Annotated in this window: 8 protein-coding genes; 5 read left to right on the top strand and 3 right to left on the bottom strand. The window is 71.0% G+C overall.

The annotated features are described in order from the left end of the window. Window positions 1–181: 181 nt before the first annotated feature. Window positions 182–967: an AfsR/SARP family transcriptional regulator gene (locus BKD26_RS13880; RefSeq protein WP_084898138.1), complete on the bottom strand. Its 786-nt coding sequence runs from the start codon at window positions 965–967 to the stop codon at window positions 182–184. A 302-nt stretch (window positions 968–1,269) separates the two neighbouring features. Between BKD26_RS13880 and ccrA the strand changes: the two genes are divergently transcribed. After that, window positions 1,270–2,640: a crotonyl-CoA carboxylase/reductase gene (gene ccrA, locus BKD26_RS13885; protein WP_084898139.1), complete on the top strand. Its 1,371-nt coding sequence runs from the start codon at window positions 1,270–1,272 to the stop codon at window positions 2,638–2,640. Then, window positions 2,637–4,379 (top strand): 3-hydroxyacyl-CoA dehydrogenase family protein, encoded by a 1,743-nt coding sequence (locus BKD26_RS13890; protein ID WP_241518641.1) that lies wholly within the window; start codon window positions 2,637–2,639, stop codon window positions 4,377–4,379. Before ccrA ends, BKD26_RS13890 begins: the two co-directional genes overlap by 4 nt. Before the next feature lie 62 nt (window positions 4,380–4,441). Here the strand turns inward: BKD26_RS13890 and BKD26_RS13895 are convergent, their stop codons facing one another. Then, a complete protein-coding gene (locus BKD26_RS13895) occupies window positions 4,442–7,063 on the bottom strand; it encodes a LuxR family transcriptional regulator (RefSeq protein ID WP_206603684.1) in 2,622 nt (873 codons plus the stop codon). 769 nt (window positions 7,064–7,832) lie between these two features. Between BKD26_RS13895 and BKD26_RS13900 the strand changes: the two genes are divergently transcribed. Next, a complete protein-coding gene (locus BKD26_RS13900; RefSeq protein WP_179166527.1) occupies window positions 7,833–8,630 on the top strand; it encodes an AfsR/SARP family transcriptional regulator in 798 nt (265 codons plus the stop codon). A 492-nt stretch (window positions 8,631–9,122) separates the two neighbouring features. Continuing rightward, complete coding sequence (locus BKD26_RS13905; RefSeq protein ID WP_084898143.1) at window positions 9,123–10,316, top strand: cytochrome P450; 1,194 nt, start codon at window positions 9,123–9,125, stop codon at window positions 10,314–10,316. 36 nt (window positions 10,317–10,352) lie between these two features. Here BKD26_RS13905 and BKD26_RS13910 read toward each other — a convergent pair whose 3' ends face one another. Further along, entirely contained in the window at window positions 10,353–11,954 is a 1,602-nt protein-coding gene (locus BKD26_RS13910) for a succinic semialdehyde dehydrogenase (protein WP_084898144.1), read from the bottom strand. Window positions 11,955–12,395: 441 nt separating this feature from the next. Between BKD26_RS13910 and BKD26_RS13915 the strand changes: the two genes are divergently transcribed. After that, window positions 12,396–18,392, top strand: coding sequence for a type I polyketide synthase (locus BKD26_RS13915; protein WP_206603685.1), 5,997 nt, complete (start codon window positions 12,396–12,398; stop codon window positions 18,390–18,392). Window positions 18,393–18,414: the final 22 nt, after the last annotated feature.

Below are 18,414 nucleotides of genomic sequence, written 5' to 3' on the forward strand. Positions count from 1 at the left end.
CGAGGATAATGAGTGCGACAGCGGGAAGCGCGTACATGATGGGGTCGTGAAGGCGTTCAGAGAGATGGGACAGCAAGAGTCCTCCCGCGTCGGACGATGGAATGTCGAGTAACTGCCGCCCGCTGCTGGGGCGTAGCGAAGGTAACAGTGGGTACGATTGATCCCGCTAAAATTCCGCTAATCAGTAGGCGGTCGACAGAACCCGGTGCGACTCCAGTGAGGGGTCCCTCGCCAGGATTGCCGTGTGCAGGAGCCGGAGCCGCTCGCCGGGTTCCAGCCCGAGCTCGCGAACCAGCGAATCGCGGACGCGGCGGTACGCCTCCAGCGCCTGGGCGACGCGTCCGCTGCGGTACAGGGCGAGCATGAGCTGCGCGTGGGCGGTCTCCCAGGTCGGGTGTTCGCCGACGAGGCCGTAGAGCTCCGCCACGACGCTCTTGTGCCGCCCCAGGCTCAGCTGGATGTCGATCCGCCGCTCCAGGACCTCGATGCGCCGCTCGTCCAGCTGCCGGGCGAGGTTGTCGAACGTCGGCAGCCCGCGGAGGTCCGCCAGGGCACCACCGCGCCACAGGGCATGGGCGGCATGAAGGCTGACCAGTGCCTCTTCCTGACGCCCCTCAGCCGTGGCCGCCCGGGCCTGCCGGAAGTGCCGGTCGAACTCATGCAGATCGAGCTCACCGGACAGCACCTCCAGCACGTAGCCGTGCGGCTTGGTGATCAGCCGGTCCGCGAGCCCGCCGTACTCATCGAGGTATTTACGCAGCTTCGACACGTAGACCTGCAGAGCGGTGCGGGCGGTCCTCGGCGGGTGGCCCGCCCAGAGCGCCTCGACCAGACTTTCCCGGGAGACGACCGTCCCTGCGTGCACGCAGAGCAGGGCCAGGACCGACCTGATCTTCATGGGCTGCGGCGTGACCGCGCGGTCGGCGTCGACGAGCTCCAGCGGCCCCAAGACACGCAAACGCACCATTCGTCCCTCCGTCGGATTTGGTGGTGCCGAACAACGGACCACGAATTGCGGTCACAGTGGGACGATGCCGGAGCCCGCCGGAACGGACAACCCATAAAAAGCACCGCGGCGGTGAGGTCCCCTTAGGTCTCCGGGGCGACCGCCGGGCGAACCCCTACTCCGCACCGGCCCCCCTGTTTTTTGGGGGTCTCCACGATGTCGCCGAGATCGTGGAACAGGGGTTATCCGCCCGGGAGTGCCTGCCTAGGCTTCCGTGCCGGCGCACACTCTTTTCGGCGGCTCCTATTTTTCGAGGAAATCACGTGAAGGAAGTCATCGATACTGTTCTTGCAGGCGATGCGACATCGAGGGATTTCACATCCCTCCGCATGCCGGAAAGTTATCGGGCGGTCGTCCTGCGCAAGGAGGACGTCGGCATGTTCACCGGGATGGCCTCTGGGGAGAAGGACCCGCGCAAGTCCCTGCACGTCGACGAGGTCCCGGTGCCCGAACTCGGCCCCGGCGAGGCTCTCGTGGCGGTGATGGCCAGTTCCGTCAACTACAACACCGTCTGGAGCTCGATCTTCGAGCCGGTCGCGACGTTCGGATTCCTGGAGCGCTACGCCCGGCGCAGTGAACTGGCCGCTCGTCACGATCTGCCCTACCACGTCATCGGCTCCGACCTCGCGGGCGTCGTGCTGCGCACCGGTCCTGGGGTCCAGGCCTGGAACCCGGGCGACGAGGTCGTCGCGCACTGCCTGTCCGTCGAGCTCGAATCGAGTGACGGCCACAACGACACGATGCTCGACCCCGAGCAGCGGATCTGGGGCTTCGAGACCAACTTCGGCGGCCTCGCGGAGATCGCACTCGTCAAGTCGAACCAGCTGATGCCCAAGCCGAAGCACCTCAGCTGGGAGGAGGCCGCGGCCCCCGGCCTGGTCAACTCCACCGCATACCGCCAGCTCGTCTCGCGCAACGGCGCCGGCATGAAGCAGGGCGACAACGTCCTGATCTGGGGCGCGAGCGGCGGACTCGGCAGTTACGCCACCCAGCTCGCGCTCGCGGGCGGCGCCAACCCGGTCTGCGTCGTGTCCTCCGGCCAGAAGGCGGAGATCTGCCGGGCGATGGGAGCCGAGGCGGTCATCGACCGCGACGCCGAGGGCTACACGTTCTGGAAGGACGAGCACAACCAGGACCCGCGCGAGTGGAAGCGGTTCGGAAAGCGCATCCGTGAGCTGACCGGCGGCGAGGACGTGGACATCGTCTTCGAGCACCCGGGCCGCGAGACCTTCGGCGCCAGCGTGTACGTCACCCGCAAGGGCGGCACCATCGTCACCTGCGCCTCGACCTCGGGCTACAACCACGAGTACGACAACCGCTACCTGTGGATGTCCCTCAAGCGGATCATCGGCTCGCACTTCGCCAACTACCGCGAAGCCTGGGAGGCCAACCGCCTCATCGCCAAGGGCAAGATCCACCCCACCCTCTCCAAGGTCTACTCGCTCGAGGACACCGGCCAGGCCGCGTACGACGTCCACCGCAACCTCCACCAGGGCAAGGTCGGCGTCCTCGCCCTCGCCCCCCGCGAGGGCCTGGGCGTGCGCGACGAAGAACTGCGCGAGAAGCACATCGACGCCATCAACCGCTTCCGCACGGCGCCGGCGGACCAGAGGGAAGAGAAGGCAGGGCGATGAACCCTTCAGTGGTAGGCATCGTGGGGCTCGGATCGGTGGGAGAGCCCCTGCTGCGCGCGGTGCGCGCGGCCGGTCATGACGTCGTCGGTGTCGAGAGCGATCCCGACGTCCTGGCGCGCGTGGACCGTCGGATGAAGTCCGCGGCAGCGGACGGGCTGGACGGCGGAGACTGGCTGCTGACGACCGACCTGGCGGAAGTGGCCCGGGCAGACGTCGTCGTCGAAGCCGTGCAGGAGGACCTGGCGGTGAAGACCGATACCCTCCGCCGGGCCGCCTCGCTGTGCGCACCGCACACGGTCCTCGTCAGCACCACCGCCGCACTCCCCCTCGTGCGCATCGCCTCCGCCTCCGGAAGGCCGGACCGGACCCTGGCGCTGCGCTTTCTTCGGCCGCCCGGGGCCGGGGGCGCCGTCGAGCTGGTGGCCACGGCCATGAGCTGCACCGAAGCCGTCGGTGTGCTCGAAGGTCTGACGGCATCGCTCGGACTGACCCCCGCGACGGTCGGCGCACGCGCGGGCGACGACGCGGTGGGCCTGGTGTACCGCTTCCTCAACCGCGCCGTGGCCATGATCGAGGACGGATACGCCGACCGGGACGCCGTCGACGCCGCGATGCGGCTCGGCTGCGGGCTACCGCTCGGGCCCTTGCAGCTCCTGGACGAACTGGGCCTGGATCATGTGCACGCGGCGCTCACCGACCGGTGGCAGCGCACCGGTGACGACACCTTCCGCCCCGCACCGCTGCTCGGGTCACTGGCCGACGCCGGGGCGCTGGGCAGGAAGAGCGGACAGGGCTTCTACACGTACGACGAGGCCGACGCGGCCGAGGGCGCGGTGCGGACCCCGTCCCCGACGGACGCCGTCCGCGAAGGCGGCGGTGCGGGCACCGCGGACATCCTGCGTGTCGGTGTCGCGGGCTCGGGCACAATGGCCCGCGGCATCGCGGAAGTCACCGCGGCGGCCGGACTGCCGACCGTGCTGGTGGCCCGCAGCCGGGAGAAGGCGGACGCGGCGGTGGAGGCGATCGGCGCCTCGCTGACCCGTTCCGTGCGCCGCGGCAGGGTCACGCCCGACCGCAGGGCGGCGGCGCTGGGACTGATCGAGAGCGCCGAGGGCCTCTCAGCGCTGGGCGACTGCGACCTGGTGATCGAAGCGACGGCGGAGGAACTACCCGTCAAGCAGGCCGTCTTCGCCCGGCTGGGCGAGGTGTGCCGGCCGGGCGCGCTGCTGGCGACCACCACGTCCAGCCTCTCGGTCGCGGCCTGCGCGGACGCGTCCGGACGGCACCAGGACGTGCTGGGACTGCACTTCTTCAACCCGGCGCCCGCGATGCGGTTGGTCGAGCTGTCCCGTACGTCCACGACCGGCGAGGAGAGCGTCGCAGCCGCTCGGGCCTTCTGCGCCCGGCTCGGCAAGACCACGGTCGAGTGCGGGGACCGGGCCGGCTTCATCGTGAATTACCTGCTCTTCCCCTACCTCGGTGACGCCGTCCGGCTGCTGGACCGCCACGACAGCTTGATCGAGGAGACCGACACCGCCCTGGAGCAGGGATTCGGATATCCGATGGGCCCGTTCACCCTGCTGGACAGCATCGGCCTCGACGTCTCGCTGGCGATCATGCGGCGTCTGCGGGCGGAGTTCTCCGCACCGGACTTCGCGGTGCCGCCCATGCTCGAAGAGCTGGTCGTCGGCGGCGCTCTCGGCCGCAAGAGCGGCCAGGGGTTCCGCTGCTGGCCGTAGTAGGGAGGGAGAGCCGGGGCCTTTGTGGCCCCGGCTCTCCCACCGGGCGGGCCCGGCCCGGGCTAGGGACCGCTCCGGGCCGGTTTCCCGCTCGTCAGCAAACCCATGATCGGGGAAAGGTCCGACCGGCCCCGGACCCCGAGCTTCTGGTACGTCCGTGTCAGGTGCTGCTCCACCGTGCTCGTCGTCACGAACAGCTCCTCGGCGATCTTCCGGTTGGTGCGGCCCTGGGACGCCAGCATGGCGACCCGCTGCTCGGCACGGCTGAGGACCTCGACGCGCCGGTTGCCCAGCCCGTCCGCGAGGTGCGGGCCGTCCCGCAGGACCGTCCTGGACCGTGCCCGTTCCCGCTCCCCCTCCTTCAACGCCCGCGTCGGGACCGTCACACACCTGCCGCCGCCGAACCGTTCGAGCGACGACACCGCTCGCTCGCGCGGTGACCGGCTCACCGTCTCCTGCTTCGAGTGCCAGTCCCGGAGCAGCCGTTCGGCCTCTTCCTGATGCCCGAGCCCGGTCAGCGCCTTGGCGGCGTACACCTGCCAGTCCAGCGACACGGAGGAGTTGAGCTTCCACGCGGCGATCAGGTCACGACACGCGTAGAAGTCACCGAGGGCGGCTTGATACCGACAGACCGACAGGTGGTACCTGCCGCGCGCCTTGAGATACTGCAGCCCCGGAACCGTCTCGAACAGGGCCTCGGGCAAGGGGATCCTGAAGCATTCGGCGGCGCCTTCCCGGTCCCCCTGTGCCGTGCACGCCAGCACCTTGGCGGACAGGGGGATGCACAAGGCGATCCCCCATGCCGCCGGGCTCAGCAGGCTCAGCGCCTCGTCGGCCCGCCGCCTGGCGAGCTCGAAGTTCCCGAGCCGGGTCTCCACCGCGGCGCTGGCCGCGGCGAGGATCGCCCGGACCGTGGGCGACCGGTGGTCGGCGTCGCGGTAGAGCAGGTCGCACCACTCGGCGGCCTCGTCGAGCCACGCGGCGTCGAACAGGGAGGTCAGGGCCGCGCCCACGGCCGCCATGGAGGGGTCCTGCAGGGACAGCCCCTGCAGGAGCCGCGCGGCGGTCTCGGCGACACCGCTGACCGGCCCCTCGGACCGCAGGGTGCGCAGAAGCAGCGCCCCCTCCGACTCCGGGTCCGCCGCTCCGAAGAACGGGGCCGGCGCCGAACCGCCGGGCGCGGCACCTTCGGCGTAGCGCGCTCCCAGAGCTGGATAGACGTACGCGAACCAGATCCGCAGAGTCTCCAGGCGGGTCCTGGACTCTCCCTCCAGCCGGTCCTCGGCGGCATCGAGATCGGAGCACACCTCCTCGGCGGCCCGGGGTCGGCCCTGCCACAGCAGGTGGGCGACCAGCCGCAGGCTGTGGCGCGGGTCGAGAAGGCCGCTCCGGTGGTCGTCCAGCATCCTGTCGAGCTGGTGGCGGACCGCGCCGGGGTTCATCTCCCATTCCGCCTGGACGAGCTCTGCGCGGATCGCGGCCAGCTGCCGATCGTCGCTGCACGCTTCGCGCGCGGCCCGCAGCAGCGTCCTGGCGCCTTGCGCGTCGTTGGTGCGAAGGGCCTGGTCGGCCGCGTGCAGCAGGGTGGGGAGCGCCCAGCTCTCCTCCACAGGGCCGCCCGCGACCAGATGGCTGGCGACCACCGCCGACGCGGCCCCGTCCTCGTACAGCAGGCGGGCGGCCTTGCGGTGCAGTGCGACGCGGCACGCTGGGGCCATGTCCGCGAGCACCGTCGTCCGGGCGGCTGCCGCGTTGAACTGCCCCTGGCCGGTCAGGCCGATGGCGTCCAGGACACCCATCGCGCGTGTGACACCACCGGCGTCCACGTCCATCAGCCGCTCGACCAGTGCCGACGTGGCCGCCGTGCCCAGCAGGGCGAGACCGTGCGCGATGCGCCGGACCGGCTCGCTCACCTGGCCGACCAGGTACTGGACCGCCAGTCCGAATGCCTTGCCCGTGACGGGGTCGGACCCCCGCCCCTCCGCCGCGGACGCCTGCCTGTCCGTCAGCAGGGCCTGCAACAGAAGCGGGTTGCCACCCGAGACGCCCTGCCAGGCGGTCACCGCCCCGAGAGCACTCTCCGAGCAGACCTCCTGGTACGCGATCGCGGACGTGACGCACTCCTTGGACAGCGGCGTCAGATGGACCAGGGCGCACCGGAGGTTCCGGACGAACTCGGTCGTCAGGGTGGAGGTGGCCTCCGGTACTTCGGTGCGCTCGCCCAGGACGACGAGGACCCGCGAGCGCCCCACCCGCCGTATCCCGTACAGCAGACAGTGCAAGGAGGCCGGGTCGATCTCGTGGACGTCGTCGACCGTGATGACGACGAACGCCCTCTCGGCCAGCTGCCGGATCACCCCGTGGATCGAGTCGATCACCCGGATCACCTGGGAGGGCGGGAGGCACGAGGAGTCCCAGCATTCGGCCGGAAACCGTCGCGCGGCCTCCAACAGCCGGTCCAGCTCCGCCGCCTGGCCGGACGGCAGCCCTCTGGCCCCGGTCAACTGGCCTATCACCCCCATGGGCACGTCCCGCTCCGCGCGCGAGGCGACACCGGTGAGGAGCACCGCTCCTAATGCTTCGGCATGGGTCTGGATGTCGCGGAGCAGGGTCGTCTTGCCCATTCCGTGCGCGCCGGTGACGAGCACGGCCCGGCCGTCGCCGCCTTCCGCCTGCGTGAACATGTTCCTGAGGACTGGCCAAGCCCGTGTTCGGTCCAACAGATCCATCAAGTTGCTTGCCCCCGTGTCTTCGCAAAGCCTGGAACGCTGATCAACCTATCCTGGTGACTTGGCCACGGGGCCGCGTTCCGCTTCCACCCCGGGGCACCTCGCCTCCCTCCCCCGAAACCGCCACGCGCTCGGCCGCCACCCCGCCCCGAGGAGTCCGGCCGGCCGCGTCGAGCTCTCTCGACCAGCTCGGCCCCGGCCCCGGCCGGCGCCGTCGGCATCCGGGCATCGCCTTGCGGACGCCTGCCCTGGCACATGCACGACTGAAGCCCGCACCTCACCCCCTACTCCGCGAGGCGGTTGGGATGCCCCCCAATCGAACATACGATCTAGCATGGTCGCAATCTACCCACCATCCGTGCAGGCGACAAGGAGATTGAGGAAACCTTGAGCTCCGCACTGCCGACAAATTATCGGAACCAACTATTCCGCATTTCCGTGGCCCCAGAAATTAGGTCGGAGGCCGCCATCCGGCCGAACTCCGGCAATCAGGACCAACCTCCATCTCGGCAGTCGAGAACACTCCGGACCCGTTCGGTTCGGCAGAGCACTTCCACAGGGAACTGACAGGCTTTTACCTCACCGAGCCCCCGAGTCTCCGGGTGAACCCGTCGATCTCGACCCGCTCTTGAAAACGGCCCCTAGCTAGGGGTTGTTCAGACCACTTCCCTCTGGCAGCATGGAATGTCGGTCAGCTGCCAGCAGCCGAACGAGACGGGGGAAAATGGGCACCGCACATGTTCAGTTCCAGGTGTTGGGTCCGGTGGAAATCACCAAAGGCATCTGCCCGATCACACCCCGGCCCGCGAAGATAAGATCCCTTTTGGCATTGCTCTGCGTGAAGTCAGGAACGGTCGTCCCCAGGGATTTCATCATCAACGCCCTCTGGTCGGGAAACCCCCCGCGCACGGCACGCACGGCGCTCCAGGTATACGTCTCCAAACTCCGCAAGCACCTTGAGGCCCACGCGGGACTCGCCGCCCGGCTGGTCAGCAGGCCGCCCGGCTACGTGCTGGAGCTGGAGACCTCGGAGCTGGACCTCCTCGCCTTCGAGCTGCAGGTCAGCCTGGCCAAGTCGACCGCCGCGGCCGGCCGTACGAACGAGGCGCTGGAGTACTGGCGGACCGCGTGCGACCTGTGGCGCGGCCCCGCTCTGGCGGATCTGCGAGGCCTCCCGGCCTTCGAGAATTTCGCCCGGCATTTGGACGAAAAGCGTATCGACGCCCTGGAGCAGCGCATCGCCATGGAACTGCAGCTCGGCCGGCACGCGGGCATCATCAGCGAGCTCCGCGGACTGGTGGCGGAATATCCCCTGTGGGAGGACGTCCATTCCCAGCTCATGCTCTCGCTATACCGGAGCGGCCGGGTATCGGAATCGCTTCATACATATCACAAGGTTCGCGACGCGCTCGTCCGTGAGCTCGGCCTGGAACCCGGTGCGCGAATTAAGCGACTGCATCAATCGATCCTGGTGCGCGATCCGGATCTTGATGCGGCACCCGCTCTTTCGCGAGCCGGCTGAAGAACTCCTGGTAGCCGTCCGGCGCACGAGATTTTACCGGACGATGCACAACATTTTACCGGCAGGCAAAGGTGCACAGCCGGCCCAGGATCCATAGTTTCCGGAGTCCCGCGTTCCCGAGTGCTGGTTTTGGGCTTGAAATCGCTTTGGGTACCTGCGGATAGGGTCGGCCCTTGCGGAGGTGCGAAGCAGCGGCGGCCCCGTGCTCGTACGATCATTTCCGATGAGCACACCGGAAAGCGATGCTCGCTGCCGCCGCTTCTCCCCGGCCGCCGCACGTGACCGACCGGCTCCGGGCCCTGCCCCCGCAGTGGCGGAATCGTGCTGATCCGCCGACGGGCGCGTGGGCGGCCTCCTTCACACCTCGGCTGCGTGGTCCTGCCCGGCGCGCCGTCGCGCTCGGTCAGGCAGCCCCTCACCCCATCCTCCGATCGACAACGGGACATGCCGGCTTCCCGCCGCAACCCACCCCCTTCACCTGGAGTGCTCCCCATGACCAATATCGTGGATCTCACCGCGCACGGCGCCGAGTTCACCGCCGATCCCTACCCGCTCTACGCCAAGCTGCGCGAGCGCGGCCCCGTGCACCGGGTGCTGACGGACGAGGGTGAGCAGTGGCTGATCGTCGGGTACGACGCCGTCCGAGCCGCGCTCACCGATCCCCGGTTGCACAAGGACTGGCGCCGCAAGTCCCGGCCCAATGCGAACGGCGGCCGGGTGTCGCCGATCGACGCCAACCTGCTGGAGACCGACCCGCCGGACCACACCCGGCTGCGGCAGCTGGTGTCCAAGGCATTCACCGCCCGGCGGATGGCCTCGCTCGAGCCCCGCATCCAGCAGCTCACCGACGAGCTGGTCGATGCGCTGGTGGCGAAGCCGGAGCGGCGGGCGGACCTGGTGGACGCCCTCGCCTTCCCGCTGCCGATGACCGTGATCTGCGAGCTGCTCGGCGTTCCCGAGCTGGACCGCGACGCGTTCCGCACCTGGTCCAACGACTTCGTGGCGCCGACCGGCCCGGAGTCCGCGGCGTCCGCGGTCGCCGCCATGGAGACGTACCTCGACGAGCTGATCGAGGACAAGCGGGCCTCCGCGCCGGCCGACGACCTGCTCAGCGCCCTTATCCGGACCCGGGCCGAGGACGGTGACCGGCTCTCCCGCGACGAGCTGATCGCCATGGCGTTCCTCCTGCTGGTGGCGGGACAGGAGACCACCGCCAATCTGATCTCCGGCGGCCTGCTCTCCCTGCTCCGGCATCCCGCACAACAGGCCGCTCTGCAGGCCGACTTCTCGCTCCTCGACGACGCCGTGGAGGAGATGCTCCGGTACGACGGCCCGGTCGAGACGTCCACCTTCCGCTTTACCGAGGTGGACATCGACTTCGCCGGGACGGTGATCCCCGCGGGTGCGATCGTGCGGGTGGTGCTCGCCGCCGCTGACCGCGACCCGTCCCGCTTCCCGCTCCCCGACAGTTTCGACATCCACCGCTCCCCCCAGTCCCACCTCGCCTTCGGCCACGGCGTCCACTACTGCATCGGCGCCCCGCTGGGGCGGCTGGAGGCCCGTGTCGCCATCCGCACCCTGCTGGAGCGCTGCCCCGGGCTGACCCTGGACACCGATCCGGCGGCCCTCGACTGGCGTCCCGGGCTGCTGATCCGGGGCGTGCGACGGCTGCCCGTGCGCTGGTGAACACCCGGGCGGCGCGCCGATGACGCGGCGCTGCCGTCAGCGCAGCCGTAGCCGCTTCAGCAGGCGCAAGCTGCTCGTCATGAAAGCCGCGTAACCCTCGACCCTGAGCGGGCCGAGGGCGAAGGGCGCCATGGGCACCAGCCGCTGCTGGGCGATGGTCTGCGACTCGGTGAAGCGCTGGATGCCCTCCGCCCCGTGTCGGCGGCCCAGCCCCGAGCTCTTCCGGCCGCCCATCGGGGACCCGACGCTCCCGAAGGCGGAGGCATAGCTCTCGTTCACATTCACCATGCCGGTCCGCAGCAGGGCGGCGAAGGCACGGCCGCGAGCCCCGTCCCTCGTCCAGACGCTCGCGTTGAGGCCGTAGTCAGTGCCGTTGGCGAGGGCGGCGGCCTCGCTCTCGTCGGCGAACCGGTAGACCGAGACGACGGGTCCGAAGGTCTCCTCGGCGAAGACCCGCATGGAGGCGTCCACCCCGGTCAGGACGGTGGGTTCGTGGAACAGCGGGCCGAGGTCCGGCCGCGGGCGCCCGCCGGCGAGCACCTCGGCACCCTTCGCCACCGCGTCCTCCACGTGTTCCCGTACGGTCCTCAGCTGCTGGTGGGAGACGAGCGAGCCCATGTCCGGCCCGTACGCGAGGTCCGCGCCGAGCCGCAGCGCCGCCGTCCGCTCCGCGAAGGCGGCGAGGAAGTCCGCCGCCACGGCTTCGTGCAGGTAGAGCCGCTCGATGGACATGCACAGCTGTCCGGCCGAGGCGAAGCAGCCCCGGAGCGCTCCGTCCACCGCCCGGTCGAGGTCCGCGTCCTCGAACACGACCATGGCGTTCTTGCCACCGAGTTCGAGCGAGCAGCCGACGAGCCGGTCGGCCGCCCGCCGGCCGACCTCGCGCCCCGTGCGGGTGGAGCCGGTGAAGCAGACGTAGTCCGCGTGCTCCACCACGGCGCGGCCGACCACGGGGCCCTCGCCTATGACGGTGCACCACACCTCCTGCGGCAAACCCGCCTCCACCAGGAGCTCGCGGACCCACAGCGTGCTCAGCGCCGACTGGGTGTCGGGCTTGGTCACCACCGCGTTCCCGGCCGCGAGTGCCGGCAGCGCGTCGCTGACGGTGAGCGCGAGCGGATAGTTCCACGGCACGATCTGGCCGACCACCCCCACCGGATGGCGCACCTGCACCGTCCTGGTGATCCCGGGGATCGCCCCTCCGCGGCGCCGCGGCCTGAGATAGGAGTGCGCCGTACGGCCGTAGTGGCGGACCACCACGGCCGCCGCGAGGACCTCCTCCAGCGCGTGCAGCCGCGTCTTCCCGGTCTCCAACTGGACGAGGTCCAGGATCTCCTCCTGGCGCGCGAGCAGGAGGTCGTGGAGCCGCAGCAACACCTGCGCCCGGCGCCGCACCGGGACGGCCGCCCACTCCTCCTGTGCCTTTCGGGCACCCGCGAATGCGCGCAGGACATCGTCCGTTGAGGACTCAGGTATATCGGCGATCTTCCGCTCATCGAAAGGGCTCAGACGGAATGTGGAACCACTCCCACACACGTCGGCGACGAGGCGTCGGACCAATTCCGGGTCGCATACCGACTCCACCACGGGGGCCCGGTCGGCAAGAGGCTCGGAAGAACTGCCCGTGCGATGAATCATCACTCTCCGATCGGCGGTGCCTGATCCCGGAAATGCTGCAGGCGCAACCGAAAACGCTACCGCACGGAAGGACGGCCAAGTGGCGATCGAGCCGCCTTCGCACCGATGCCCGCGGAACCCACGGGCCCTGCTGCGCCTCTGTCCCGCGCCCATGGTCGCGACCTGCGAGGACGCAGGTCGCGGACCGTATCGGCAAAGACGCCACCCGCCCGGCGATCGGATCAAAGTCTGCAGGTCAGCGGCATGATCACGGAGTGACCCGCCCTGCTCCGACCGGCGCGGCCGGTTAGCCGGGCTTTAGCGGTGCTTTGGCCTGCGCTCCTAACCTGGGGTGTGGCACGTCGGCCACGCCCGCAGCACTGCCGGACATGTCAGAACATCCGGGCTCTTCAACTACCACCGCGCCTACGCGAGTTCACGCGAGGTTCAGAGGAGGGCTTTGTGAGCAACACCCGATCCGAGCTTGTCGCCGCTGATCTGGTCGCCATTGTGGGAATGGCAGGAAAATTCCCACAGGCGCCGGATCTAGAAGCATTCTGGGAACTGCTCGTCACAGGTGGGGACGCGGTCGGTCCGGTGCCACGGGAACGCTGGGATCCGGACCGGGTGATCGATCCGACACGGGACATACAGAAGGTCGGTGGATTCATCGGCGGGGTCGATGAATTCGACGCCGAGTTCTTCGGTATATCACCGCGCGAAGCCCAAGTCCTGGACCCTCAGCAGCGGCTGATGCTGGAGACCGTCTGGCATACCCTGGAGGACGCTGGCGAGGTGGCGGCGGGGCTACGCGGCTCGCGCACCGGGGTGTACGTGGGCGGGCTCTGGCACGACTACGAGCTGCTCCGCAAGGACAGCGGCGCCGGCGCGACCCAGCACAGCATCGTCGGCAACTCGCTCGACATCCTCTCGGCCCGGCTCTCGTACTTCCTGGGGCTGACCGGCCCCAGCCTGACCATCGAAAGCAGCTGCTCCTCCTCGCTGGTGGCGCTCCACCAGGCCTGCCAGGCGCTAAAGTCCGGTGAGGTCGACGCGGCACTGGTCGGCGGATCGAACCTCATGCTGACCCCAGAAGTCACCATCGGGCTGAGCCACTTCGGCGGCCTGTCGCCGACCGGCCGCTGCCACGCCTTCGGGGCGGGGGCCGACGGTTTCGTGCGCGGTGAGGGCGTCGCCGCGGTCTACCTGAAGTCGTACGAGCGTGCCGTGCGGGACGGCGACCGGGTGCGCGCGGTGATCGCCGCCAGCGCGGTCAACAACGACGGCGGCGGCCAGAGCCTGGTCACCCCTAACCCGCAGGCGCAGCGTGAGCTGCTGCGGCGGGTCTACCGCACCGGCGGCGTGCCGTCCGAGCGGCTGGCCTACGTGGAGGCGCACGGCACGGGCACCGTGCGCGGTGACGCCGCGGAGGCGGGGGCGCTCGGGGAGGTGCTGGGCACGGCCCGAACCGGCGGGCCGCTGCACATCGGCTCGGTGAAGACCAACATCGGCCACCTGGAACCGGCGGCAGGGCTGGCCGGGCTCTTCAAGGCGGTGCTCGCGCTGGAGCACGGCGTCGTGCCGGCGAGCCTGCACGCCAAGGAGCTCAGCCCGGACATCGACTTCGACGGGCTGAACCTGGCCGTGACGAGGGAGCCGCTGCCGCTGGAGCCGGACAGCCTGATCGGCGTCAACTCCTTCGGCTGGGGCGGGACGAACGCGCACGCCGTCGTCGCGCTGCCGCCCGCGACGGGCCGGGCGGAGTCCGCGGCGGAGGCCGCGGAACCTTCCGCCGAGCCCTTCCTAATCCCGCTGAGCGGTCACACCACGCAGGCGCTGGCCCGCCGTGGCGAGCAGATCGAGGAGCAGCTGGGGGCCGGCGCCTCCGCCAGGGAGACGGCGTGGGCGCTCGCCTGGCACCGCGACCACTTTCCGGAGCGCCGCGCCCTGCTCGGCCCCGGACTCACCGAGGCGGCGGCGGGCCGGGCCAGGGAACCCGGCAAGGTCGCGTTCGTCTTCCCGGGCCAGGGCGCGCAGTGGGCGGGCATGGGCGCCGGACTGTATGGGCACGACGCCGCCTTCACCGAGACCATGGACCGGTGCGCCGAGGCGCTCTCCCTCCATGTCTCCTGGGACGTACGCGACCTGGTGACCGGCCGCGCGGAGCTGGTCGGCGTGGACCGGGTGCAGCCCGCGCTGTGGGCCACCTCGGTGTCACTGGCGGCGGCTTGGGAACGGGCAGGCGTACGGCCCGATGTCGTCGTCGGCCACAGCCAGGGTGAGATCGCCGCCGCCACCGTCGCCGGTGCGCTCTCGCTGGCGGACGGTGCACTGGTGGTGAGCAGGCGCAGCAGCCTGCTGCGGCGGGTCGCCGGGCGGGGCAGGATGCTCGCCGTCGACCTGGATCCGGCCGCCGCGCGGCAGGCGCTCGCGGGCTTCGAGGGGCTGGTCGAGCTGGCGGTGCACAACGGGCCGCGCTCCTGTGTGCTGGCCGGAGATACCGACCCCGTGCTTCTGCTGAAGGAGATCCTGGAGGCCGACGACGTGTTCTGCCGGCTGGTCGACGTCGACTACGGGTCGCACAGCCCGCAGATGGACGCGATCGGACCGGCCATCCACGAGGCGCTGGCCCCGGTGGTCCCCCGCACCGCGCACACGCCGATGCTGTCCACCGTCGGCCTGAAGTGGCTCGACGGCACCGAGACCGACGCCGCGTACTGGGCAGCCAACCTGCGGAGCAGGGTGCGGTTCGCCGAGGCCGTGGATCAGCTGCTCGACGACGGCGTCAGCCACCTCGTCGAGATCAGCCCGCACCCGGGGCTCGGCACGGCGCTGCGGCAGCTGGGCGACGGCCGCGGCGAGCCGCCGGTGGTGCTGGGCACGCTCCGCCGCGGCGAGGGGCGGCCCGAGGACCTGGTCCGGGCGTTCGGCGAGGCGTATGTGTCCGGGCTGCCCGCGTACGGTCCGCGCCCTGCCGCGCGGCCCTCGGCGGTGCCACCGCCGTATCCGTTCCAGCGCGAGCGCTACTGGGTGCCGGCTCGTCGGCGGCCCGCCTCGCACGACGGGCAGCTGGGACTGCGGCTGAACCCGTCCACAGCGAACGGCCTCTGGGAGGACTCCGTCGGGCTCACCGTCCAGGACCATCCCTGGCTGGCCGACCACCGCGTGCACGACGCCGCGGTCTTCCCCGCGGGCGGCTGTCTGGCACTGCTGCAACACGCCCTGCGCGACCGGGCGGAGGGCCCCCTCGCGCTGCGCGACGTCGAACTGCCGGCGGCGCTGACCGTGGGCGAGGAGCTGGTGCGGCTCGGCGTGACCTGGCGCCCCGGCGCGGGTTCGGCGGGGGTCGTGACGGCGGCCTCGGGCGGCGAGACCGGCTGGACCCGGCACTGCCGGGCGGTGGCCTCCTGGGGCGCACCGCTGGACCACGCGGCCTTTCCGGACCATCTGCTCGACAATGACCGCCTGTCAGCGGAGGAGTTCTACCGGCGCTGCTCGGCGCGGAATCTCGGCTACGGGCCGGCCTTCCGCTCGGTGACCGGCGCCCGGCTCGGCGAGGGCGAGGCCCTGGTCCGCCTGGAGTTGCCGGCCGGCAGCCCCTCGGGGCGGCTGGAGGGGGCGCTGCACCCGGTGCTCTGGGACGGAATCTTGCAGGCCGCCCTCGTGGTGAGCGACGGTCCCTCGCTGCCGGTCGCGATCAGGTCGGCGGCCCTCGACGCGGTCGACGCACCCGGGCTGTGGGTCCACGCCCGGCGCACCGAAAAGGGCTTCGATCTGCGGGTCTTCGACGCCTCGCACGCACTGGTCGGCAAGCTCGACGGCGTGGTCCTCGCGGATCTGCCGGTCCGCGAGGACGAGGACGACCTGGCCGGGAACGTGTTCCGCATGCGGTACGCGGCGCAGCCCCGGGAAGCAGGAGACCCGGGCCCGGTGGTCGTACGCGGGCGTGCCGGCGTGCTCCCGGAGGTGACCGGTCCGCGGGAACTGGCCGAGGCGGGCACGGTGGTCTTCGTCGCACCCGAGGACGGCCGGCAGGGGCTCGCGGAACTGACGGAGCTGGTGCGCCGCTGCCTCGCCGAGAATCCCTCCGTACGGCTGACGGTGGTGGTACGGGAGGGCGATGCGGGAGCTGGGCTCTACGACGGGTACGTGGCCGTCCTTCAGGCCGAACACCCGCATATCGGCGCCCGGTTGATTACGGTGGACGCCTTTTCCGCGGAGGTGCTGGAGGAGCTCGGTGCCACCGAGGACCGGGTCGCCCTGCGGGGCGGCGAGCGCCTCGTCGGGCAGCGTGTCCGCAGCGGTACACCGGCCGCTCCCCCGCCGCACCGCACCAGCGCGGGCCCGCAGCCCTACCGGCTGGGCGTCTCCCGGGCGGGCAGCCTTGATTCGCTGTGTGCCCTGCCGCTGGACCCGGCACCACCCGCGGAGGGGCAGGTGACGGTGGACGTGGCCGCCGCCTCGCTCAACTTCATCGATGTGATGAAGGCGCTGGGGGTGTATCCGGACACCTCGCCGGACCGCGATGTGCTGGGCCTGGAATGCGCGGGCACCGTGGCGGCCGTGGGGCCCGGGGTCACGGGTCTCGCCGTGGGCGACCAAGTGGTGGCGTGCGGCTTCGGGGCGCTCGCCTCGCAGATCACGGTGGACGCGCGCCAGGTGCTGCCGGTGCCCGCCGGGCTGAGCCTGCCGGAGGCGGCAGCGCTGCCCATGGTGATGGTCACCGCCTGGTACTCACTCGTCCACCTGGCACGGGTGGAGCCCGGCGAGACGGTGCTCGTCCACTCCGCGACCGGCGGTCTCGGCCTGGCGGCCCTGCAGATAGCCCGGCGGGCCGGGGCCGAGGTCCTCGCCACCGCGGGCACCCCGGAGAAGCGGCGGCATCTGCGCGCGCTCGGGGTACGGCACGTCTTCGACTCACGAGGTCTGGACTGGGCCGAGGGCGTGCGCGAGGCGACCGGAGGGCGCGGCGTGGACGTCGTACTCAACTCACTGTCGGGCGCGGCCATCCCGCTCGGCCTGGAGATACTGGCCGAGGACGGCCGCTTCGTCGAGGTCGGCAAGCGGGACATCCACGACGGCACCTCCGTCGAGCTCGGCGCGTTCAAGAAGTCGGTCTCCGTGAGCGCCGTGGACATCGCCGGCCTGCTGCGGCGACGCCCCGAGCGATTCACCCGGGCGCTCGGCACGGTGTGGGAGCTTCTGCGGGCCGGGGAGCTGGAACCGCTTCCCGTGCGGACGTCACCGTTCGCCGAGGCCCCGGCGGCCTTCCGCACGATGTCGCGGGGCGAACACATCGGGAAGCTCGTGCTCACCGACCCGTCGAACGGCACCGCTGTGACACCCGAGCCACTGCCCGGCGGGCGCTTCCGCGAGCGCGGCACGTATCTCATCACCGGTGGGCTCGGTGCGCTCGGCATGTCGCTGGCCGAGTTCCTGGCCGCGTCCGGCGCGGGCGCGATCGCGCTGCTCGGCCGGTCGGAGCCGGGTGAGCCCGAGCGGATCGAGGCGCTGCGCGCGACCGGCACCCAGGTCGAGGTGTGGTCCGCGGACGTGACGGACCGGCAGCGGATGAGCACCGTGCTGGCGCGGATCCGGGAGACGATGCCGCCACTGCGGGGGGTCTTCCACGCGGCGGGCGTCCTGGACGACGCCACCGTGGAGCGGCTCGATCCCGCGGGCACCGACCGGGTGCTGCGTCCCAAGACGGACGGCTCCCGGGTGCTGCACGAACTGACCGCCGCCGACGGGCTGGATCTGTTCGTGCTGTTCTCCTCGGCGGCGGCCTTCGTCGGCACCGCGGGCCAGGCCTCCTACGCCGCGGCCAACAGCGGACTGGACACGCTCGCGCAGGAGCGCCGCCGGGCCGGGCTGCCCGCCCTGAGCGTGCAGTGGGGGCCGGTGGCCGGCATCGGCCTCGCGGCCCTCGACGCGGCACGCGGCGGCCGGCTCGCGGACCGGGGCATGGGCAGCGTGACCGCCGAGGAGTGCTGGCGGGCGCTGCGCCGGTTCATCGAGGCGGACGAGGACGTGGTCGCCTACGTGGCGCTCGACGTGCAGCGCTGGCTGGAGACCTATCCGGCCGCCGCGGCGCTGGCGAGCTGGCGGCAACTGGCGCAGACGGACGGGCCGGCCGCCGAGACCGGGCTGTGGAACGTGCCCGCGGAGCACCGGCGCGAGCTGGTGGAGGAGCTGGTGCGCACCGAGGCCTCGCAGGTGCTCCGCCTCTCCTCAGACCGGCTGGTCCGGGACGTACCGCTGAGGTCGCTCGGCATGGACTCGCTGATGTCGCTGGAGCTGCGGAACCGGCTGGAGGCCGCGCTGGGCCTCCGGTTGAGCCCGACGCTGCTGTGGAAGTACGGCAGCCTCGCCCGCCTCGGCGCGGCGCTGTCGGAGCTGATCGAGGAGGCGGATCCGCAGGCGGCGGAAGCCGCCCCCGCCGGTCCCGCACCGGCCTGAGCCGATACCCGCCTGGCCCGCC

Source organism: Streptomyces sp. CB03238 (genome assembly GCF_002099185.1).
In the GTDB taxonomy this organism is placed as follows: Bacteria; Actinomycetota; Actinomycetes; order Streptomycetales; family Streptomycetaceae; genus Streptomyces.